We start from the raw sequence: 20,309 nt of genomic DNA, 5'->3' as shown, positions 1-20,309 counted from the left end.
ATCATCTTCGGTGCTCGGCTACGGGGAACGGGGACCATGTACGGAAAACTGCTGTGGACGCGGGCACGAACGCAGACGCGGGTGCGGACGTCGGGACGGGCGCAGACGCGGGTGCGGGTGGCGTTCGGCACGGGGATCGGGGCGGTGGCGCTCACGCTGGCGCCCATCGCGCTCGCGGCTCCGGCAACGGGGGCCACCGGTCCCTCGGTGACCGTGACGCCCGGAACGGCGAAGCCCGGGGACGTGGTGGCGATCCGGGGCTCCGGGCTGACCGGCTGCGCGTTGAACAAGGTGGACGTGTACCTGCTGTCGGCCAACGGGGGCAGTTCCGGGGAGTACCAGGATCTGCTCGCCGCCGACCTGCCGGTGGACACCGCGCACGGCAACTCGATCGCGTTCCGGCACGAGATTCCGGCCCCGGTCTACAGCTCGAACGCGGAGGGCAGCATCCCCGGGCCGGTGAACCGGATCGCCGTGCGATGCAACGGCGAGGAGGAACGCGCCCTCGCGCAGACCCCGATCGAGATCGACTCGTTTCGACCCCAGGAGACCCGGAAGCAGCCGGCCGACCTGTCCGCGAAGCGGCTGATCCTGGAGCCGGCCGCCGGAGCACCGGGCACGGAGGTCACGCTGTGGACCGACCTGCACTGCGGAAACGCGAACGCGAGCGACGACGCGCGGGTGACCTGGGGTGGGCGGGACCTGACCAAGCTCAGCGTGCAGAGCACCGGGAGCAAGGGCGAGTCCTACCGCTTCACCGTGCCGGACGGACCCGATCGCGGCCCACAGCCGGTCACCGTGAGCTGCTTCGCGCAGGGGGCCGGGATGCCCGACAACGGGGTCACGCTGCGCACCGACTTCCTTGTCGCCCAACCGGAGTTGACGCTGACCCCCACGCAGCCGACCGCCGGACGACCATTGCGAATCGCGGGCAGTGGATTCGTCGCGTGCGGCCGACCGGTCGACGGCGGGGCCGGCTCGCTGACGGTACGTCATGGCACCACTGTGCTGGGGACGGTGCCGGTGGCCGGCGACGGGCGGTTCGCGGGCGAACTCCGAGTCCCGCGTGAACTTCCGGGCGGAGACGGAACGTTGACGGTCGCGTGCGCGACGGGCGCGGGGTACGACGGCGACTTCTCGGTACGGGTCGCGGTGCTCGGCGCGGCCCGAACCGCGGCGCCGGCGACGGACCGGTCCGAGGCGGCGGTTAACTTGCCGAGCCCGAACGCGCTGTTCGACGAGCCCCGGCCGGTGCTGCTGGCCGGCGCGACGGCGGTGGTGGCACTGCCCGTACTGGGCTTCTCGGCCGAACTGTTCAACAAGACCTGGGAGCAGAACCACCTGCGGATCCGGCGCCGGCTGCGCCCGGGAGCGGCGCGGCCTCGATCGCAACCCCGGCTACCCGAGTTGCAGGTGCTGACCTTCGTGCTTCTCTCGGCCGCGTTCTGCGTCGCGGTCGAACCGGGTACCGGCTGGAACGCGGGCACGGCCGCACTCGCCCTGGCCCTGGTGGCGGCGGTCCCGCTGGGCGTACTGGTGTACGAAGGCTCGGCGGAGGCCTACCGACGCCGCGTCTCGCGCATCCGCGCGCTGCCTCGACTGCTGCCCGGGGCACTCGGCGTCGCCCTGGTCCTGGCCGCGGCCTCGCGCATGCTGCATCTGACGCCCGGCTACGTGTACGGCCTGTTCCTGGCTTTCACCTCGGCCGGGCTGCGGCGGATGTCACCGGCCGACGAGGGCCGCGCGATCGCCCTCGGCTCGTGGTCCCTGGCGGGCCTCGCGGTGGTCGCGTGGGTGTGGCGCATCCCGGTGACCCACGTCCTGAACGAGTCCGACGGAGCCCCCTTCGGCTGGGTCTTCGCCGAGGACGTGCTCACCCAATGCTTCGTGGCCGCGGTGGTGGGCCTGGTCTTCGGCCTGCTGCCGATGCGGTTCATGGACGGCCACGCCCTGTGGCAATGGAACCGCTGGGCCTGGGCGGCCATCTACGCCCTGGCCGTGTTCCTGTTCATCCTGGCCCTCCTCGACCCGACGGGCGCCGCCGACGGCATCACCCGAGCCATGTGGCTCCGCTCCACCATCCTCTTCACCACCGCCGCACTCGCGTCCCTCACCTTCTGGGCCATCTTCCGCCTCCGGCCTCCTAGGACAACCTGACGCAAGGAGAGGAAACCTGCACCGCGACGCGGTTGAGTCCGTCGATGCCTTTGGCCCAAACGACATATCCGTCGCGGGGATTGGTGGCGCTGATCGCGGCAGACGTTGTGGCCGGCGGCAAGGTGTAGGTCGAGATCTCCCACCCCTCAGCCAGGAGGTAGCCGTGCAGACGTTCAATGGCCTGGGTCAACTGAGGAGCCTCTACGCCTTCGAGTTCGAGCTGCCAAAAGTGATCCACCCCGTAGGCCTCTGATCCACCACAAGCTTGGTCCACTCTTCGATCGTTCGTAATTCGATGATCCGGTAGCGCAATCGCATCCAGTACTCGACTCGAATAGCCGTCAATTTGCGCCTTCACTGTTTCACGTCCGGCAACGCTTGAGGCTGACATCTTTGCATCACCCCCACAGGATGAGAGCATGATTGCCGCAAAAAAGATACTGAGACAATATCGCCAGATCTTCATGGGGCGATTCCCCACACAAGTGAGACTTCCTGATAACGTCCTGCGACAATGGCAGCTTGATTGTCAAGGCTCACAGGGTCGCTGCTCTCCCAGTACTCACTATGCCCCCGTGCACCGTCGGTTCGAATTCGATTCGCACCGAATGAACGCTGGTCCGGTGTGGCTCTATGGTGCGTATGGGATCCGGAGGAAACAGGCGCATGCGCACCAGATCCCAGTGTTGGGACCACATCTCCGCTTGCGGCGGCCACCCACACGTGATGTGGGCTCACATTAAGCTCTGCGGCCCGCTCGACATGCATCCCCGGGCTTCCCGCAACCACGATATCCTTTGCCGGCAATCCGTTTTCCGAACGAGCCGCTTCGCCTACAACGACCGAGCCATAACTGTGGGCAATTACAGTAATATGACGGTTCGAGTCGACTCCCTGCGCCACACCGACGCCACGCACAAAGGTTCGAAGTTTGGGTGCCGCCGACTCGGCATTCGAAGAATCCATGGCATGCAATAAAGTGTCCGGTGCATCATATCCGACCCAAGCAATCATCGCCGCCTCTTCTCCATTGAGATAGCGGTGGGTTGCCGCTGCAAGCTTCTGCATTCGCACCACATAGTCCCGCGTCTCCGCGAGGCTCGCCCCCGTCCCCGGCACATAGACCGCCGTGTGGGCGGCCCGGTCCGGGTTGCCGATGGCGACGATTGCGCGGCCGTCGTCCTTGGCGCTGAAGCCCATCAGGTACAGGTCGTCGCCGGAGCGCAGTGTCGCCTCCAAGCCCTCGATCGCCGCCAGGCGTTCCTTGAGCGCCGTGACGCGGAATCGCCACTTCGCGTCGTCGGTGCGCACCGCCGCATCCCGCTTGGCCCGCGCGGCGGCCAGCTCCGCAAGCAGCGCGACCTTCGTCTCGGCCAGCGCGACCCGATTGGCGCGGTCGCGGACCTCCGTCGGCAACCCGTCCATCGCCCCCAGCACTGCCGGATAGCCGGCCAGATACATCGCCTGCTCCGACGGATTCAGCCCCGCCCACCACTTGGCCGCCGCGACCGGATCACCCTTCGGAATGGCGGCGAGGTCCAACCCCGCCAACGCCATCACGCACGCGCCGTCGGCGGCGGTGTCGGCCCAGTCGGCCGCCGCCGTCGGATACAGCCGGGCCAGCGCCTCCGCACAGTGCGTGTCGACCTCGGTCGCCTTCCGGACCGGCACGGCCAACCGCTGCTCCAACTCGTGTCGCCGCGAGACCATCGCCGCGTCGACGCCGCGCGTCGGATCGGCCGGCTCCATCCGCCCGTCCTCGAACACGGTGAACCCCGCGGCCGCGGCCTCCGCCAATCCCGCCAACAAATCGTGCCGGGCGTTGCGGAGTTGGTCGGCCGCCGCATCCAGCACGGTCAGCACGCACCGGGCCTCCTGCGCCGCGACCCTGACCTGTTCACCCCGCGCGGCCAAAGATCGCTCCGCCGCATTCGCATCCGCGCCGTCCCAGTGCGAGGCCCGCAGCGGCCCGCCCACACCGGTCGTCGCCCGCCCGACCAACCCGTCCAGCGCGCCCGCCAGGTCGGTCCACTCGGCCACCGCCCGATCCAGCCCACCCAACGCGGCGTCGCGCAGCTGCGTCAGCGTCACCATCAGGGCCGAGCCCCGGCGAACGCCCCCGCCGCCGCCTGATCGGTGCGATCGTGCACGTCGGCGTTCGTCCACAGCACATCGCCGGCCGCGTCGTACCCATCTCCGAGCGCCCGCAGGTGATCCGCCCACGCCACCGCCACCGCACCGGCCGCCGCCGCAACCGCGAAACCCGGACACCCGACGACCGCGGCGCTCGGCTTCCCCGCCGCCTGCCTAAGCGCCCCCGCCACCTCACGAGCCGCCGCCGCCCCCTGCCGCAACGCCCCCGTCTCGACCCGAACCCCCGCCGAGCCACCCCCACCGGCACCGCCACCACCAGCCAAGATCCCTCCCCGTGGCCGTTTGATCACGCACTGGAATCAAACGATACCCACCGAAAACCAGCACATGGCCGCCCGACCCCGCGAATCCCCCAAGGGCGAACAGACCCACCAACCGGGGCGTAACCCGACACGCCGATCCTCGTTCATACATACGGGCGAACACGGTGAGCCATTCGGGGGACACGATCCACTCGCAGGATCTCGTTCCGGCAGCGGAATCGCCCGCACCAATCAACAAAGCCGCAGGTCAAGCCAATACCGTGTCGAATCCTTACGGTATCGATCTGCGCAAACCGCGCATCTGACCCAAACCAGTGAAGGAGTTGGGGATGGACGGCACCAAGAGGGTCGAGATCTTCACTTTCGCGAACGCAAACGAGGTGCGTGTCGTCATGTTCGGCGACGCCCCATGGTTCTGCGCCCTGGACGTGTGCACGGTGTTGGGACACAGCAACTCCCGCATGGCCGTGGCGAACCTGGACCAAGCCGAGAAGACCCTGATCCGTATCGATAAAACAGCAGGTCACGAGGCCCTTGTAAGGAACTCTTACGGTCACCCGGGCAATCCGAACATGACCTTCATCAACGAGTCCGGTCTCTACGCACTGATCCTGCGCAGCAACAAGCCGAAGGCCAAAGTCTTCCGACGCTGGGTCACCCACGAGGTCCTCCCCAGCATCCGCCGCACCGGCCGCTACACTCCCGCCGCCCCCGCCACCAGCGAAAATGTGGATGCGTTGCTCTCCCGGGCGATCGACTCGATCACCGATCTCGCAGCCCGCACCGGCGACCTCACCAAGGCGATCGAGATCAACACGATGGCCGTCTCCCGCCTCACTGCCGGCTTCGATCCCTTGTCCACAGACGCTCCCCTTATCTCCACAGACACCCCTCCCACCTCGGAAACCCACAGCCCCGCCCAAGTTCTCCACAGCGATTTCCACAGGGTTATCCACAGGCCGGTGGATCAACCCACAGCCGGTGATCGACGTCGGCTCACCCCCGAGGTCGTGGCCGCGTGTCGGCGTCGGGCCCGGGACGGGGTGTCCGTGTACCGGCTCGCCCGCGAGCACGACGTGAGCGATTCCACCATGCGCTCGGCGGTGCGCGGCCAGACCTACCGCTACGTGCCCGAGCCGCCCGCGCGCCCCTGACCCGGTTCCGTCCGCACCAGCCGCCCCCGCGCCGCCAACTCGATGGTCAGGGCCACCGCAACCGCCTGGACCTGAAGCAGCGCGATCAACACGAACAGCTGCACCGCCCCCGCCTGCAGCGGTGTCGCCCCGCCGAGCAGCATGCCCACGAAGGCCCCCGGCAGGGTCACCAGCCCCACCGTCCTGGTCTGGTCCAGGGCCGGGATCATCGCCCCGGACGCGGCCGGCCGGCAGATCTCCATCGCCGCGTCGCGATCGGTGAAACCCAAGGTCAGAGCGGCTTCGACCTCACCACGGCGCTGCGCCAACTCCTCCAGCGCCCGCCGTCCCGCCAGCACCGTCGCGGTCATCGCGCCGCCGATCAGGATGCCCGCGATCGGGATCAGCACGATGCCTTTGGCCGGCAGCAGACCCGTCGCCCACAGCAGCCCCAGGGTCGGCCCCGTCGCCGTCACGATCGGCACCGCGGGCCAGAACAACCGTCGGTTCGCGGTCACCCGTCCGGCCGCCGTCAGGGCCGCGACGGTGTACATCATCACCACGAACAGGGCCGCGAAGCCGAGCCGATCCACCACGTGTGTGATGACGAACGACACGGCGAGCAACTGCCCCGCCGCCCGGAGCCCGGACACCACGACCGCCCGGCCGTGGCCCAGTCTCGCCGCGCCCGCGACCGCCGTCGCGGCAAGCAGGAGCAGCACGGCGACAATCCCCAGGGTGGGGGTCACCGGCAGCAGCGTCGCGGCGTTTTCCACAGGCCCAGCCTCACCCTCCCGGCGGTACCGCGCACCGCGACCGTCCACAACACGGAACACCACCGAAGCACGCCGCCGGCTCAGTACAGTGACGACATGTCCGACGCCCGCACGCCCGCCGCCGCGCCCCGCTGGACCTACCTCGGCCCCCCGGGCACCTTCACCGAGGCCGCCCTGCGCATACTGCCGGGCGCGGAGCACGCCGAGGTCACCCCGATGGAGTCGGTGCCCGCCGCCTTGGACGCGGTCCGCCGCGGCGACGCCGACGGCGCGGTGGTCGCGCTGGAGAACTCGGTCGAAGGTGCCGTGTCCATCACGCTGGACGAACTGGCCACGGGTGCCCCGCTCGTGATCACCGCCGAGGTCCTGTTGCCGATCGCGTTCGCGCTGCTGGTGCGTCCCGGGGTGACCCTGGCGGACATCAAGACCATCTCCAGCCACTCGCACGCGCAGCCGCAGGTGCGCAACTGGCTCTCGACCAACCTGCCCGACGCGCACTGGTTCTCGTCCGCGTCCAACGCCGACGCCGCCCGTCTGGTCCAGGAGGGTCGCTACGACGCGGCCCTGGCCGGCGAGTTCGCGGCCGGGCCGTACGGCCTGGTGCCGCTGGTCACCGACATCCACGACGTCGAGGGCGCGGTCACCCGCTTCGTCCTGGTCGAGCGCCCGGACCGCCCCACCACGCCCACCGGCGCCGACCGCACCACCGTGGTGGCGTACATCGTCGACGACCACCCGGGCGCGCTTCTGGAGATCCTCCAGGAGTTCGCGGTTCGCGGCGTCAACCTGACCCGGATCGAGTCGCGGCCGACCGGGGACGGGCTCGGGCACTACTTCTTCTCGATCGACGCCGAGGGTCATGTCGCCGACGCCCGGGTCGGCGAGGCGCTGATGGGGCTGCGGCGGGTGTGCGCGGCGGTGCGCTTCCTGGGGTCCTATCCGCGCGCCGACCGGGTCCGCCCGCAACTGCGCCGCGGCACCTCGGACGCCGAATTCGCCAACGCGAGCGAATGGCTGGCCCGCGCGCGCGGCGGCATCTGAGTCGGTACGGCGCCGGCGACTCCCGAGGGCACCCGCACCACGAGCCTTCGGCACCCACCCACCGGCAGCCCCCGGCCCGACCCACCGTGAGCCTCCGGGGCACGCCCCGCGCGAGCCCTCAGGGCACACGCACCGTGAGCGAGCCCGGTCGGATCCGCACCGCGAGCCGCGTGCCGGGTCCGATCGGATCGCCGTCCAACTCGCGCGGCTCCGGCCGATCGGTCTCGATCAGCACCCGTCGGCCGGTGAAGTGCTCGATCGGGCGCAGTCGTTGCTGCTTGACCGGCACCACGGCCGGCTCCTGATCGCGGCGCCGGCCTATCACCCGGACCGTGGCGTGCGCCCAACCGGTCATCCCGTACGGCGCGAACACCACCACGTCCAGCAGCCCGTCGTCCGGCACCGCTCCCGGCAACAACTGCATGCCGGCCTGGAGCGCGCCGACGTTGCCCACCAGCACCATCCGGGCCCGGCGCCGGATCGGCTCGCCGTCGTCCACGGTCAGCGTCACCTGCATCCGCCGGTCGCGCAGGTGGCGGGCAGCGGAGACCACGTACGCGGGCCATCCGACCTTCTTCTTCAGCGCGTCCGGCGCGTCCGCGACCATCGCCGCGTCCAGGCCGATGCCGGCCATCGCGGTGAAGCAGCGCGGTTCGGCGCCCGCCGTGGCGGCGAGTTCGTCGTCCGGGTCCACCGTGCCCAGGTCGATCCGCCGGTCCCGCCCGTGCATCGCCACGTGCAACGCGTCGGCGATGTCGATCGGCAGACCGAGGTTGCGCGCGAGCAGGTTGCCGGTGCCCGCCGGGATCACCGCGAGCGGGGTGTCCGTACCGGCCAGTGCGCCCGCGCACTCGCGGATCGTGCCGTCGCCGCCCGCCGCTATGACCAGGTCGACGCCCTCGGCCAGTGCCTTCGCGGTCACCCCGGCGCCCGGATCGAGCACCGTCGTCTCCAGCCACAGCGGCGGGGCCCACCCGGCGTCGTGCATGATCCGGTCGATTCGGGTGCGCGACTCGGCGACGTCGAGCTTGATCGGGTTGACCACCAGTGCCGCGCGCGGCAACCCGCCGTCCGCCCCCTGCGGCGCCTCGCGCCGCCGGAACCCGTACCCCCAGACCGACTTCGGGGACAGCAGTGCGCGGTTCATCACCACCAGCACGACGCTCGCGTACAACATCGACATCAGCACGTCGCTGGGGTGGTGCATGCCGCGGTACATCCGGCTCCCGGCCACCGCGAGCGGTATCGCGCCGAGCAGCACCCACACCAGGACGGCCGGCCAGCGCCCGCGCAGCCGGACCGTGAGCAGCACCGCCAGCCCGCCGTACAGCGCGAACGCGGCGCCGGTGTGCCCGGACGGGAAGCTCGACGTCGCGGCCGCCGCGTCCAGGCGCGGGACGTCCGGGCGATCGCGCGAGACGAAGAGTTGCACGAGGAAGAACACCAGCGCCTGGCCGGCCACGGCGCAGGCCAGGAACATCGGGCCGCGCCAGGAGTGGCCGACGATCCGGGCCACCACGGCCGCGAGCAGCGTGGTGGCGATGATCACACGGGTGTCGGCCAGCGTGGAGAACACGTCGGTGACGTCGTTCCAGCCGCCCGAGCGATGGTCGGCGAAGGTGCGGTCCAGGTCGTCCTCGATCGTGAACGGCCAGACACCGTCGAGGGACTTGGTGATCAGCAGACCGAGGCCGACCATGACGAAGGTCAATATGGCAAGGGGCAGGACGATACGGCGCAGGAACCGTCCTGCTTCGGTCAGCATGACCGACATTCTTACCCGGCCGCCGATCCTTCAGTTCCGCCGATCCGAGGAGTCCCCGTCGGTTGCGGGTCGAATGTGCGAAATCTCCGGATCCAGATCGTGCCCTTCGATCTCCGGTTCGAGGCCCTCCTCGGTCGCGTCCACGTCCCGCAGTCCGGCGTCACGGCGCCACCATTCGAAGACCGCCGAGGTCGCGGCGAGCACTATCAGGCCGAGCACCCAGCCGCCGACCACGTCCGTGACGTAATGCACGCCGAGCGCGACCCGGGTGAACCCGACGCCGACCGCCGAGACGATCGCGACCACCCAGGCGAACGGTCGCCACACCCGCGGTATCAGCGGCAACAGCGCCAGCAGCAGCACACCCGGGCCGATCACACCCATCAGCGCGTGCCCGGACGGGAAGGACCAGCCGCCGGCGTGGTCGACCGGATTGGGCAGATTCGGCCGGGACCGGGTGAACACGAGCTTGAACCCCGCGCCGAGCAGGCCACCGACCACCACGGTGACCACCGCCCACACCACCAGTCGGCGGGCGCCGCGCCACCAGAGCCATCCGCACATGATCGCCACCAGGAGGCGGTACATGTTCGGATCCCAGATCCAGTCGCTGAGAATCCGCAGCGCGTGTTGCCACCCGGGGTGCTCGCGGACCCAGTCGTTGAGGCCGGTCGCCACGTCCTTGTCCAGGTCGAGCAGCGGCGACCACTTGGTCTCCACCAACAGCGCGAGCAGTCCGAACGGAAGGGCGCCCACCAGCAGCGCAAGTGCGACCAGGGTCAGCCTGAGGCCGAATCGCCGGTCCGGGTCGAGGCGCTTCCTGGTCCAGGTGGGAGTGGAGGTCATCTCTCATTCTTAGCCCGGATTCCGGCCGGCACATCCGATTGCGTGCCGTCGGGTTCGCCGCACTCGCGAAATCCGTTGGCGGGGCCCCGGTAGTCTTTGGTCGTGATCGACCTGCGACTGCTCCGTGAGGATCCCGACCGTGTCCGCGCTTCGCAGCGCGCCCGCGGCGAGGACGAGACCATCGTCGATGCGCTGCTCGCGGCGGACGAGCTCCGCCGCTCGTCCGGCTCCCGGTTCGACGCGCTGCGCAACGAGCAGAAGTCGATCGGCAAGCAGGTCTCCAAGGCCAAGGGCGACGAGCGACAGGAACTGCTGACCCGGGCCCAGACGCTGGCCGCCGAGGTCAAGACCGCCGACGCCGAGCAGGCCGAGGCCAAGGTGGAGACCGATCGGCTGCTCAAGGCGCTGGCCAACCTGATCGACCCGGACGCGCCGGTGGGTGGCGAAGAGGACTTCGTCACACTCGAGGAGATCGGCACCCCGCGCGACTTCGCGGCCGAGGGCTTCGAGCCGCGCGACCACGTCGAGCTGGGCCGGATCCTCAAGGCGATCGACGTCGAGCGGGCCGCGAAGGTGTCCGGATCGCGCTTCTACTACCTGACCGGCATCGGTGCGCTGCTCGAACTCGCGCTGGTCAACATGGCGATCGCGCAGGCGACCGAGGCCGGCTTCACGCCGATGTTGACGCCCGCCCTGGTGCGCCCGCACGCGATGGAGGGCACCGGCTTCCTCGGCCAGGCCGCGGAGAACGTGTTCCACCTCGAAGCGGACGACTACTACCTCGTGGGCACGGCCGAGGTCCCGCTCGCGGCGTACCACATGGACGAGATCATCCCGGCCGCCGAACTGCCGCTGCGCTACGCCGGCTTCTCGCCGTGTTTCCGCCGCGAGGCGGGCACGTACGGCAAGGACACGCGCGGCATCATCCGCGTGCACCAGTTCGACAAGGTGGAGATGTTCTGCTTCGTCGCGCCGGAGGAGGCCGAGGCCGAGCACCGGCGCCTGGTGGCGTGGGAGAAGGAGTTCCTGAACCGGCTCGAACTCCCCTACCGGGTGATCGACGTCGCCTCCGGCGACCTGGGCGCCTCGGCCGCGCGCAAGTTCGACATCGAGGCGTGGATCCCGACGCAGGGCAAGTATCGCGAGGTCACCTCGACCTCGAACTGCACCGAGTTCCAGGCCCGCCGGCTCCACGTGCGGATGCGCGACGAGCAGGGCACCCGTCCGCTGGCCACGCTCAACGGCACGCTGTGCGCGGTGCCGCGCACGATCGTGGCGATCCTGGAGAACCACCAGCAGTCGGACGGCTCGGTGGTCGTCCCGCAGGCGCTGCGTCCCTTCCTCGGCGGCCGTGAGGTGCTGGAACCGGTGCAGGCGTGACCTTCTCCCTGGTCGCCACCGACCTGGACGGCACGCTCCTGCGCGCGGACCACACCATCTCGGCGCGCAACCGTGCGGCGCTGGCCCGGGTCACCGCGGCCGGTGCGAAGCACGTGATAGTGACCGGTCGCGCGGTGGCCTGGACGCGTCCGGTGTTCGAGGCGCTCGGCTACCGGGGGCTCGCGGTGTGCGGACAGGGCGCGCAGGTCTACCACGCGGGCGAGCAGCGGCTGCTCACGTCGGTCACGCTGGACCGAGGGTTGGCCAGGTTGGCCACCGAGCGGCTGACCGAGGAACTGGGCGACGTACGGTTCGCGGTCAGCCGGGACGGGCTGGCCGGCGAGGTCGTCGTGGAGCGCGGCTACCGGTACGAGTCGGTGTTGCCGGTACACGTGGTCCGGGACCGCGACGAGCTGTGGTCGGAGCCGATCCTCAAGCTCTACCTGTACCACGCCGACTACGACGACGACCGGCTGACCGCGTGCGCGCGCAAGATCTGCACCGGTCTGGTGGACGTCACGCATGCCGGGACGGGCATCGTCGAACTGCTGCCGCCGGGCCTGAGCAAGGCGATCGGCCTGTCCCTGGCCGCGCGCAAGCTGGGCGTCAAGGCCGCCGACACCATCGCGTTCGGCGACATGCCCAACGACGTCACCATGTTCAAGTGGGCCGCCCACGGCGTGGCCATGGCCAACGCGCACGCCGAACTGCTCGCCGTCGCGGACGAGGTGACCCTGTCCAACATGGACGACGGCGTCGCGGTGGTCCTGGAACGCCTGTTCCCCGACATCTGAACCGGAGATCCGAACCGAAAACCGAACCGGAGATCCGAACGGATGTCGGCGCCGGCCGCACAACCCGTGCCCGTCGCCTGGCCGCGAGGCCCCGATCACCCGCCCCGATGCCCGAATCCGCAGCAACCCCACCTCACGTAACGGGTGGGCGGGCGGGCGCAACAACCTCCCGCGTCACGCGTACGTGCACCGGCCGCGACGCACCCACCCCGCAGGCGAGCGCACAGGCGGACAACACCAGCATCAGCACGATCGGCACCGTCCACCCGTCCGTGGCCTGGTGGAGCGCACCGGCGGCCAACGGCCCGAACGCGGCGAACACGTAGCCGACCGCCTGCGCCATCCCGGACAACTGCGCGGCGGTGTTCGGATCCGGCGAGCGCAGCACGATCAGGGTCAGCGCGAGCGACACCGCACCGCCCTGTCCGAGCCCCAGGAGCACCGCCCACACCCACGCCCCGCCCGTGGGCGCCACCATCAGCCCCACGTAGCCGGTCGCGATCAGGCCGACCGAGCCGAACACCAGCGGGCTCTGGTTCCGCATCCGGCCGGCGATGATCGACCCCGCGAGCGAGGCCGGGATCTGGACGAACGTGTTGAACGCGAAGATCGTCGCCGCGGTGCCCTTGCTCATCCCGTTGTCGGTGAGGATGGTCGGCATCCAGGCGAGCAGTACGTAGAACAGCAGCGACTGCAGGCCCATGAACCCGGTGACCAGCCAGGCCGGCGGCGACTTCCACAGGCCGGGCACGTGCGGCATCGCCGCTGCGACGGTCCCCCGCCGACGGCGCACGTGCGGCAGCCAGACCGCCACCGCCGCGAACGCGAGCAGCGCCCAGATGCCGAGCGCCGGCTGCCAGCCGTGCCCCATCGCGTTCTCCAGCGGCACCGTCGCGCCCGCCGAGACCGCGGCGCCGAACACCATGGCGGCGCTGTACACGCCGATCATCGCCGCCGCCCGATGCGGGAACTCGCGCTTGACCACGCCCGGCATCAGCACGTTCAGCACCGCGATCCCGGCACCGACGAGCGCGCCGCCCGCGAACAACGCGGTCAGGTCCGCAATCGTCCGCAGCAGGATCCCGACGCCGATCACGATCAGCGCGCCGAGCAGCACGAGTTCGGTGCCGTGCCGGCGTGCCGCGATCGGCGCGAGCGGCGAGATCAGCCCCAGGAACAGCACCGGTATCGCGGTGATCAGGCTGCCGGAGGTCGCGGACAGGTGGAACACGTCGCGCAGTTCGCCCACGAGCGGGGACACGCTGGAGAGTCCGGCCCGCATGTTGAGCGCGATCAGCACGATGCCGGCGAGCAGCAGCGCGCCGCCGGTCGCCCGCGCGGTGCCGCGGGCCGTCCCGCCGGTCGGGGGTATGCGCAGCTCGGTCGTGCTCATGCGTCGTGCTCCATCGGTTCGTGCTCCGTCGGGTGGTGCTCCGTCGGCCGGTGCTTCGTGGGGCCGTGCTCCGTCGACCCGTGCTCCGTCGGGTCGTGCAGCAGCGCGTCGAGGGCGATCACGGCGGGTTCGAGGATTCGTCGCACGGCCCGCTCGGCCGCGTCCGGATCGCCCGCCTCGATCGCGTCGGCCAGCGCCACGTGCAGGGCGTGCGACGCGTCCGGGAGGGTGCCGTCGCCGACCACCGTGCGGATGCTGCGCCACAACGAGTCGCTGAACCAGCGGTAGGTGGAGACCATCGCCGAGTTGTGCGACGCGATGGCGATCGCGGTGTGGAAGGCCACGTCCTGTTCGACCAGGTCGTCCAGCTCGCCCTCGGCCGGCTCGCCCCGGTCGAAGTGGTGCGGCTCGGGGCTGTCCGCGCTGCCGTCGGCCGCGCCGCGGCGGATCAGCGCGCGGCGGATCCGGTCCAGGTCCTCGGCGTCGCGGCGCTGGGCGGCGAGCCGGGCGGCCTCCACGTCCAGTGCGCGGCGCATCTCGAAGATGTCCCGCAGGTCGGCGTGCTCGATCCGGCGGACCAGGTCGCCGGGGTCGGTGATGGAGCGTACGTAGGTCCCGTCGCCCTGGCGCGACTCCAGCATCCCGGCGTGCACGAGCACGCGGATGGCCTCGCGCACGGTGTTCCGGCCGACCCGGAGCCGTTCGGCGATCACGCTCTCACTGGGAATGCGGGCGCCGATCGGCCAGGTGCCGGCGGTCAGTTGGGCGCGAAGCTGGTCGATCGCATCGTCGACGAGGGAACGTCTACCGGCTGCCTGGAGCGACATGGACTCTCCCGAATTCGTGGGGTTGCCCAGTCATCCTACAAGTAGCTGCACGATGCACGCGATCGGTGGGCAAACGCCGGCACCCACGACCCCTCAGCCGGGGTGTTCACCGTGCTCTCGGCTGCGGGCCGTCGTCGCCGGAACGATCCGGAAGTCCCGCAGGAAGACCAGGTTGTGCAGGTCGGCGGCGGCGATCGCGCGCAGCGTGGGCAATTCCTCGGCGGCCTGCTCGGGGGTGAACACGTTCAGCGGCCATTCGCCGACCGTTCCGCCGCGCAGGTGCGGGTGGTGGAAGCCGGCGCCGTAGGTCGCCCGCAGGATGATCGGTGCGATGCCGGCCGCCCGCTGCCGCGGCCAGGACAGCGTCCAGACGGCCTCCAGACCGCCGTCGCGGGTGCGTCGCACGCCGGTGGCGGTGTATTCGCCGGTGCCCAGCAGCAGATCGGTGTCCAGGTCCGCGAGCGCCCGGTGGGCGTACGGATCGAGCAGCACGACGGCCGCGCGGAACAGCTCTTCCCGGTCCGGTCGGGAGACCGCGTCGCCGTGGGTGCCGTCGCGCAGGTCGGCGAAGTGTCGAAGCAGGGCGTTGGTGCTCATCGCATCCTCCGGGTGGGTCGGGCACCGCGCCGGGCCGCCGCGTACGCGGTGCCCAGCCGGTGCCGGAAGGTCGGGTCGGTCAGGAAGGCGCCGTGCCCGGTGCCGGCGGGTTCGTGCCAGTCGACCGGGACACCGGCGGCGCGCAGCCGCCCGGCGTAGGCGCGGACGTCGTCCACGACCGGGTCGAGCGAGCCGACCGCGACGATCGCGGGGGCGGCTCCGGCGAGGTCGGCGGCCTCGTCCGGGGTGCTGTACAGGGGGCGCACACCGACGGCGGCCGGGTGGATGGGCGCCTGCCCCCGGTACGCCCGCCAGGCCGAGCCCAGCGCGGCCCGGGACGGGAAGGCCCCCGGTCGACTGCGGTAGGACTCGGCCCGGCGGCCGGGATCGATCGGCGGATAGGCGAGCACCTGCGCGGTGAGCGGGCGGTCCGGATCGCGCCGGGCCAGGGCGGCGGACGCGGCGATCGTGGCGCCCGCGCTGTCCCCGCCGACCGAGATCGGCTCGGCGCCGGCCCGGTCCCGGGCCCAGTCCAGCACGGTGAGCACGTCGAGCAGGGCGGCGGGGTGCGGGTCTTCGGGGGCCAACCGGTAGTCGACGCCGACCACCGTGGTCGAGCCGATCCGGGCCAGGTGGGTCAGCGCCGGCGCCCAGCCCGCGGTGGCCCCCGAGCGCCAACTCCCGCCGTGCGCCCAGACCAGGAGGCCGGCCGAGCCGGGGCCGCCGGCGAAGATCCGGACCGGGACGTCGTGGTCGGCACCGGGAATGGTGATCGACGGCGGCAGGGTGTCGAAGGTGGTGTCGATCGCGGTCATGACGGATCTCCTCGGTCTGCTCGTCGTCGATCGATCGCGGACGGCTCGGGCCGTCGCCCGCCGGGCTGTCGGCGGCCCGCCGGCAGCCGCCGTCGGGCGGCGCTCAGGTCGTCGTCCGCCCGGTCCGCCGCGGGGCCAGGAACAGGCCCGCCAGCAGCGCGCCGAGCAGGACCAGGGCCGAGTCGACCAGGATCGCCACGGCGACTCCGGACAGGACCGCGTCGGGCCCGGTGCTGCCGAGCGAGCTCATCCGCGCGGTGGCGATCGCGCTCATGATCGGGATGCCCATCGTGATGCCCACCTGCTGGGTCATCGTGGCCAGACCGGTGGCCAGCCCCTGCTCGGCGTCCGGCAGGCCGGAGGTCGCGGTGACCATGAAGCCCACGATCATCAGCATGTTGCCCACACCGCCGACGAAGGTCGCCGCGAGCAACAGCCAAATCCAGTCGCCGGAGCTGCCGAGGGCGACCAGCGACAGGGTGGCCAGGGCCTGGACGACACCGCCCGCGACGATCGTGGTGCGGGTGCCGAACCGGCTCACCGCCCGGCCGCCGAGGGTGCCGCCGAGGACCGTGCCGATGCCCAGCACGCCGAACGCGAGCCCCGTGGCCAGCGGCGAGTAGTCCAGGACCTCCTGGAGGTAGAGCGTGAGCAGGAAGACCAGCGAGGTCTCGGTGACGAACGCGATCAGGCCGGACACGTTGCCCCAGAGCACCGAGCGGCGCTTCATGATGCCGACCGGGACCAGCGGCGATGCGGAGCGCTGCTCGATGAACCAGAAGGCGACCAGGAGCACGGCGCCGGCGACCAGCGCGCCGAGGGTGGCGGGTTCGCCCCAGCCCTCGGCGCCGGCCCGGGTCAGGCCGAAGACCAGGGCCAGCAGGCCGCCGGTGACCGCGACCGCACCGGGCACGTCGAGCCGGGGCCGGTGGGCCGGCCGGGCGTCGGTGATCACGGACGGCGCCAGGATCAGCACCAGCGCGGCCACGGGCACGTTGACGAAGAAGGCCCAGCGCCAGGACAACATGTCGGTGAGCAGGCCGCCCAGCACCGCGCCTGCGGTGAAGCCGGCCGACATCAGCGCGCCGTTCAGGCCCAGCGCCCTGTCCCGCAGCGGGCCCTCCTTGAACGCGGTGGTCAGCAGCGACAGGCCGGCCGGGGTCACCGCCGCGGTCGCCAGCCCCTGGAGCACCCGGGCGGTCAGCAACATCTCGGGCGACGTGGCGAAGCCGCCGAGCGCGGAGGAGGCGCCGAGCAGGGCCATGCCGCCCAGGAACAGTCGCTTGCGGCCGAACAGATCCGCGATCCGGCCGAAGAGCAGGGTGAAGCCGGCGGCGGTGAGCGCGAAGGCGGTGGCCACCCACTGCAGGTTGTTCAGCGAGAAGCCGAGGCCCTCGCCGACCACGGGCAGTGCGACGTTCAGAATCGAGAAGTCCACCGCGATCATGAACTGGGCGCCCAGGAGGAGGGTGAGGATCAGCTTCTGCCGACCGGTCATCCGATGCCCGGTCGGTACGGACGGGGCGGCGGGCGGAGCGGCGGGTGGGGACGCGAGGGGGCGGGTGCCGTGCTCGAGCGTGGACATCTGACTCTCCCGAGGTGCTCTAACGGGTCTGCTTTCCCGTTAAGATGCTCGAAGGTAACACGCTGGATCGACTTAATGGAACAGGAGTCCCGTTATGATGTCGGACGGTCCCGCCGGCGATCCCGCTCCCGGCCCTGCCGAGCACATCGCGGAGCACACCCCCGGGCACGCCCCGGAGCCGGTCGACGGCCCGGCCGACCCCGGCACGGTCCGCCCCGGCGGGCGCACCGCCCGGGTCCGCGAGGCGGTGCTGCGCGCGGCCGGGGACGCGCTCGCCCGGCACGGCTTCGCCGGCCTGGACCTGGCCGACGTCGCGCAGCGCGCCGAGGTCGGCAAGACCACCGTCTACCGGCGCTGGGGCAGCACCACCGCACTCGTCGCCGACCTGCTGGCGGACATGGCCGAGAGTTCGGTGTCGCGCACCGAGACCGGATCGCTGCTCGGCGATCTGCGGGCCAACGCACACCTGGTGCGCCGCACGCTCACCGACGAGCGGCAGGGCGCGCTGTTCAAGGCGGTGATCGCGGCCGCGACCTGCGACCCCCGTACCTCCGCCGCGCTGCACACGTTCTACGCGACCCGGATCAAGGAGTGGGCGCCGTGCGTGGAGGCGGCGATCGCCCGCGGCGAGGTGCCCGCGGGAACGGACCCGCACGAGGTGATCCGGGCGGTGTCGGCGCCGCTGTACTACCGACTGCTGGCGAGCGGCGATCCGCTGGACGAGGCGAGTGCGGAGCGCGCCGCGACGGCCGCCGCCGCGGCGGCCCGGGCCGGGGCGTACGTGCGCTGACCGAGCCGTGCCGAACCGTCCTCGGGAGCGCCGTGCCCGGGCACGTATGGTCGACTGATGCGTTTGAGCACTGTGATCCTCCCGATCCACCGCTGGACCGAGGGCCGGAAGGTGTGGCGTCGGGCCGAAGACCTCGGCTTTCACGCCGCGTACACCTACGACCACCTGTCCTGGCGCAGCTTCCGCGAACGTCCGTGGTTCGGCGCGGTGCCCACCCTCACCGCGGCCGCCACGGCCACCGAGCGGCTGCGCCTGGGCACGATGGTCACCTCGCCCAACTTCCGGCACCCGGTCACCCTCGCCAAGGACCTCGCCGCCATCGACGACATCTCCTGTGGTCGGTTGATCGCGGGCATCGGCGCCGGCGGCACCGGCTTCGACGCCACCGCCCTGGGCGGGCAGCCGTGGTCCCCGCGCGAGCGGGCCGACCGGCTCGCCGAGTTCGTCCCGCTGCTGGACCGGTTGCTCAGCGAACCGGCGGTGACCCAGGAGGGCACCTACTACACCGCGAACGACGTGCGGATGATCCCGGGCGGCCGGCAGCGGCCCCGGGTGCCGATGTACATCGCGGCCACCGGTCCCCGCGGCATGCGGCTGACCGCGCGGCACGGCGAGGGCTGGATCACCTACGGCGACCCCCGCGATGCCAAGACCACCGCGGCCCGGGACTGCCCGGCCGTGATCGCCGAACAGCTCGCACGGCTCTCCGACATCTGCGCGGCCGAGGGCCGCAAGCCCGAGGAGTTGGCGAAGGTCCTGCTCCAGGGCTCGACCGCGGAGCGACCGCTGGATTCGCTGGACGCGTTCGTCGACTACGCGGGCCGCTACCGCGAGTTGGGCATCACCGAACTGGTGCTGCACTGGCCGGTGCCCGATTCGGTCTTCGCCGCCGACCAGGCGGTCTTCGAGCGCATCGCGACCGAGGGGCTGCGCCAACTCGACTGAGCGATCCGGCCCGGCCCGCCGGCCGGGCCGAGCGCTCGGCCCGGCCCCGCGGACTCGGCGGATCGTTTCTGAGCGAGGATGTACCCGTGACGATCACGAATCGCCCACGCCTAGTGGCCACCGACCTCGACGGCACCATCGTGCGCGACGACGGGTCCATCTCCGCACGCACCCTCGCCGCACTGGAACTCGTCGAGGCGGCCGGCGCGGAGGTGGTCTTCGTGACCGGCCGGCCGCCGCGCTGGATGAGCCGCGTCGCCGAGGTCACCGGCCACCACGGCCTGGCCATCTGCGGCAACGGCGCGGTCGTGTACGACCTGCGGGCCGAGCGTGTGGTGGGCACCCACACGATGGATGTGACCGCGGCCCGCAAGGTCACCCGGTTGCTCCGCGAGGCGGTGCCGGACGTGTCCTTCGCGGTGGAGACCGAGACCGGCTTCATGCACGAGCCGGACTACCCCGCGCTGGAGCGCGACGTGTCGATCGTGCACGCGGTCGGCCCGGTCGAGGAACTGCTCACGGGTCCGGTGCTCAAGTTGCTCGCCCGGCACCACAGCCTGGACCCGGACGTCTTCCTCGCGCTGGCCCGCGACCGGGCCGGTGCGTACGCGGAGTTCACCCACTCGTCCGCGATCGCCCTGGTGGAGATCAGCGCGCTGGGGATCAGCAAGGCCAGCACCCTGGCCTGGTTCTGCGCGCAGCGCGGCATCCGCACCGAGGACGTGGTGGCGTTCGGCGACATGCCCAACGATCTGCCACTGTTGGCCTGGGCCGGACAGGCGTACGCGGTGGCCAACGCGCACCCCGACGTGCTGGCCGCGGTGGCCCGGCATACCGGGAGCAATCAGGAGGACGGCGTCGCCCAGGTGCTGGAAAAGTTGTTCGGTTGAGCCGGGCCGACACCGGCCGGTATCGGTGTACGCACCAGCCGCCTCCCCGAACGCGTGACATCAAAGACACGCGTACGCGTGAAGGTTGCACAGAGTAGTCACTCTATTGCTTTACGTGACATAGATTGACGCCGTGTACTCCCCCTCTCGGCCAGGGT

Annotated in this window: 18 protein-coding genes; 8 read left to right on the top strand and 10 right to left on the bottom strand. The window is 71.1% G+C overall.

Annotated features, from left to right (window positions below):
* Positions 1-36 precede the first annotated feature (36 nt).
* Complete coding sequence (locus ACFZBU_RS32765; protein WP_391587320.1) at positions 37-2,157, top strand: FGLLP motif-containing membrane protein; 2,121 nt, start codon at positions 37-39, stop codon at positions 2,155-2,157.
* Here the strand turns inward: ACFZBU_RS32765 and ACFZBU_RS32760 are convergent.
* Positions 2,144-2,623, bottom strand: a complete 480-nt coding sequence (locus ACFZBU_RS32760; RefSeq protein WP_391587319.1) for a hypothetical protein — start codon at positions 2,621-2,623, stop codon at positions 2,144-2,146. The two genes, ACFZBU_RS32765 and ACFZBU_RS32760, sit on opposite strands and share 14 nt — an antisense overlap.
* Positions 2,620-4,251, bottom strand: coding sequence for an alpha/beta hydrolase (locus tag ACFZBU_RS32755; RefSeq protein WP_391587318.1), 1,632 nt, complete (start codon positions 4,249-4,251; stop codon positions 2,620-2,622). Before ACFZBU_RS32755 ends, ACFZBU_RS32760 begins: the two co-directional genes overlap by 4 nt.
* Positions 4,252-4,903: 652 nt before the next feature.
* Here ACFZBU_RS32755 and ACFZBU_RS32750 point away from each other — a divergent pair.
* The gene (locus ACFZBU_RS32750) at positions 4,904-5,728 is read left to right on the top strand and encodes a BRO family protein (protein WP_391587317.1); all 825 of its coding nucleotides are present in this window, start codon (positions 4,904-4,906) and stop codon (positions 5,726-5,728) included.
* On the opposite strand, the gene ACFZBU_RS32745 is transcribed toward ACFZBU_RS32750, so the two are convergent.
* Positions 5,698-6,483 (bottom strand): ABC transporter permease, encoded by a 786-nt coding sequence (locus tag ACFZBU_RS32745; RefSeq protein ID WP_391587316.1) that lies wholly within the window; start codon positions 6,481-6,483, stop codon positions 5,698-5,700. The genes ACFZBU_RS32750 and ACFZBU_RS32745 overlap by 31 nt on opposite strands.
* A gap of 96 nt (positions 6,484-6,579) precedes the next feature.
* Between ACFZBU_RS32745 and pheA the strand changes: the two genes are divergently transcribed.
* Positions 6,580-7,524, top strand: coding sequence for a prephenate dehydratase (gene pheA, locus ACFZBU_RS32740; protein WP_391587315.1), 945 nt, complete (start codon positions 6,580-6,582; stop codon positions 7,522-7,524).
* A 118-nt stretch (positions 7,525-7,642) separates the two neighbouring features.
* On the opposite strand, the gene ACFZBU_RS32735 is transcribed toward pheA, so the two are convergent.
* Entirely contained in the window at positions 7,643-9,289 is a 1,647-nt protein-coding gene (locus ACFZBU_RS32735) for a diacylglycerol kinase family protein (protein ID WP_391587314.1), read from the bottom strand.
* Positions 9,290-9,319: 30 nt separating this feature from the next.
* Positions 9,320-10,135 (bottom strand): phosphatase PAP2 family protein, encoded by an 816-nt coding sequence (locus tag ACFZBU_RS32730; RefSeq protein ID WP_391587313.1) that lies wholly within the window; start codon positions 10,133-10,135, stop codon positions 9,320-9,322.
* A 102-nt stretch (positions 10,136-10,237) separates the two neighbouring features.
* Between ACFZBU_RS32730 and serS the strand changes: the two genes are divergently transcribed.
* Together serS and ACFZBU_RS32720 are read left to right on the top strand one after the other, a co-directional pair.
* Positions 10,238-11,515: a serine--tRNA ligase gene (serS, locus tag ACFZBU_RS32725; protein ID WP_391587312.1), complete on the top strand. Its 1,278-nt coding sequence runs from the start codon at positions 10,238-10,240 to the stop codon at positions 11,513-11,515.
* On the top strand, positions 11,512-12,309 hold the full coding sequence (locus ACFZBU_RS32720; RefSeq protein ID WP_391587311.1) for a Cof-type HAD-IIB family hydrolase: 798 nt from the start codon (positions 11,512-11,514) through the stop codon (positions 12,307-12,309). The genes serS and ACFZBU_RS32720 overlap by 4 nt, the downstream gene beginning before the upstream one ends.
* Before the next feature lie 133 nt (positions 12,310-12,442).
* Here ACFZBU_RS32720 and ACFZBU_RS32715 read toward each other — a convergent pair whose 3' ends face one another.
* The 5 genes from ACFZBU_RS32715 to ACFZBU_RS32695 form a co-directional block, all read right to left on the bottom strand.
* Positions 12,443-13,702, bottom strand: coding sequence for a CynX/NimT family MFS transporter (locus ACFZBU_RS32715; protein ID WP_391587310.1), 1,260 nt, complete (start codon positions 13,700-13,702; stop codon positions 12,443-12,445).
* A complete protein-coding gene (locus tag ACFZBU_RS32710; RefSeq protein ID WP_391587309.1) occupies positions 13,699-14,529 on the bottom strand; it encodes a FadR/GntR family transcriptional regulator in 831 nt (276 codons plus the stop codon). Before ACFZBU_RS32710 ends, ACFZBU_RS32715 begins: the two co-directional genes overlap by 4 nt.
* A 93-nt stretch (positions 14,530-14,622) precedes the next feature.
* Positions 14,623-15,126: a hypothetical protein gene (locus ACFZBU_RS32705; RefSeq protein WP_391587308.1), complete on the bottom strand. Its 504-nt coding sequence runs from the start codon at positions 15,124-15,126 to the stop codon at positions 14,623-14,625.
* Positions 15,123-15,941: an alpha/beta hydrolase fold domain-containing protein gene (locus ACFZBU_RS32700; protein WP_391587307.1), complete on the bottom strand. Its 819-nt coding sequence runs from the start codon at positions 15,939-15,941 to the stop codon at positions 15,123-15,125. Before ACFZBU_RS32700 ends, ACFZBU_RS32705 begins: the two co-directional genes overlap by 4 nt.
* Before the next feature lie 103 nt (positions 15,942-16,044).
* Positions 16,045-17,439 (bottom strand): MFS transporter, encoded by a 1,395-nt coding sequence (locus tag ACFZBU_RS32695; protein WP_391587409.1) that lies wholly within the window; start codon positions 17,437-17,439, stop codon positions 16,045-16,047.
* 181 nt (positions 17,440-17,620) lie between these two features.
* On the opposite strand from ACFZBU_RS32695, the gene ACFZBU_RS32690 reads away from it, so the two are divergent.
* The 3 genes from ACFZBU_RS32690 (at position 17,621) to ACFZBU_RS32680 (ending at position 20,151) form a co-directional block, all read left to right on the top strand.
* Positions 17,621-18,316, top strand: a complete 696-nt coding sequence (locus tag ACFZBU_RS32690) for a TetR/AcrR family transcriptional regulator (RefSeq protein WP_391587306.1) — start codon at positions 17,621-17,623, stop codon at positions 18,314-18,316.
* A 57-nt stretch (positions 18,317-18,373) separates the two neighbouring features.
* Positions 18,374-19,261, top strand: coding sequence for an LLM class flavin-dependent oxidoreductase (locus ACFZBU_RS32685; RefSeq protein WP_391587305.1), 888 nt, complete (start codon positions 18,374-18,376; stop codon positions 19,259-19,261).
* Positions 19,262-19,347: 86 nt separating this feature from the next.
* Positions 19,348-20,151, top strand: coding sequence for an HAD family hydrolase (locus ACFZBU_RS32680; protein WP_391587304.1), 804 nt, complete (start codon positions 19,348-19,350; stop codon positions 20,149-20,151).
* The last annotated feature ends 158 nt before the right edge of the window (positions 20,152-20,309 follow it).

This window comes from Embleya sp. NPDC008237 (assembly GCF_042956465.1).
Classification (GTDB): Bacteria; Actinomycetota; Actinomycetes; order Streptomycetales; family Streptomycetaceae; genus Embleya.
The sequence above is the reverse complement of the archived record's forward strand: the minus strand, read 5'-3'. Positions and strand labels throughout refer to the sequence as shown.

Bases quoted from the DNA above. Each gene is read 5' to 3' on its own strand.
- ACFZBU_RS32765 (WP_391587320.1), top strand. From the start codon at position 37: ATGTACGGAAAACTGCTGTGGACGCGGGCACGAACGCAGACGCGGGTG.
- ACFZBU_RS32760 (WP_391587319.1), bottom strand. From the start codon at position 2,623: ATGAAGATCTGGCGATATTGTCTCAGTATCTTTTTTGCGGCAATCATG.
- ACFZBU_RS32755 (WP_391587318.1), bottom strand. From the start codon at position 4,251: ATGGTGACGCTGACGCAGCTGCGCGACGCCGCGTTGGGTGGGCTGGAT.
- ACFZBU_RS32750 (WP_391587317.1), top strand. From the start codon at position 4,904: ATGGACGGCACCAAGAGGGTCGAGATCTTCACTTTCGCGAACGCAAAC.
- pheA (WP_391587315.1), top strand. From the start codon at position 6,580: ATGTCCGACGCCCGCACGCCCGCCGCCGCGCCCCGCTGGACCTACCTC.
- ACFZBU_RS32735 (WP_391587314.1), bottom strand. From the start codon at position 9,289: ATGCTGACCGAAGCAGGACGGTTCCTGCGCCGTATCGTCCTGCCCCTT.
- ACFZBU_RS32730 (WP_391587313.1), bottom strand. From the start codon at position 10,135: ATGACCTCCACTCCCACCTGGACCAGGAAGCGCCTCGACCCGGACCGG.
- ACFZBU_RS32715 (WP_391587310.1), bottom strand. From the start codon at position 13,702: ATGAGCACGACCGAGCTGCGCATACCCCCGACCGGCGGGACGGCCCGC.
- ACFZBU_RS32710 (WP_391587309.1), bottom strand. From the start codon at position 14,529: ATGTCGCTCCAGGCAGCCGGTAGACGTTCCCTCGTCGACGATGCGATC.
- ACFZBU_RS32705 (WP_391587308.1), bottom strand. From the start codon at position 15,126: ATGAGCACCAACGCCCTGCTTCGACACTTCGCCGACCTGCGCGACGGC.
- ACFZBU_RS32700 (WP_391587307.1), bottom strand. From the start codon at position 15,941: ATGACCGCGATCGACACCACCTTCGACACCCTGCCGCCGTCGATCACC.
- ACFZBU_RS32695 (WP_391587409.1), bottom strand. From the start codon at position 17,439: ATGACCGGTCGGCAGAAGCTGATCCTCACCCTCCTCCTGGGCGCCCAG.
- ACFZBU_RS32690 (WP_391587306.1), top strand. From the start codon at position 17,621: ATGATGTCGGACGGTCCCGCCGGCGATCCCGCTCCCGGCCCTGCCGAG.
- ACFZBU_RS32685 (WP_391587305.1), top strand. From the start codon at position 18,374: ATGCGTTTGAGCACTGTGATCCTCCCGATCCACCGCTGGACCGAGGGC.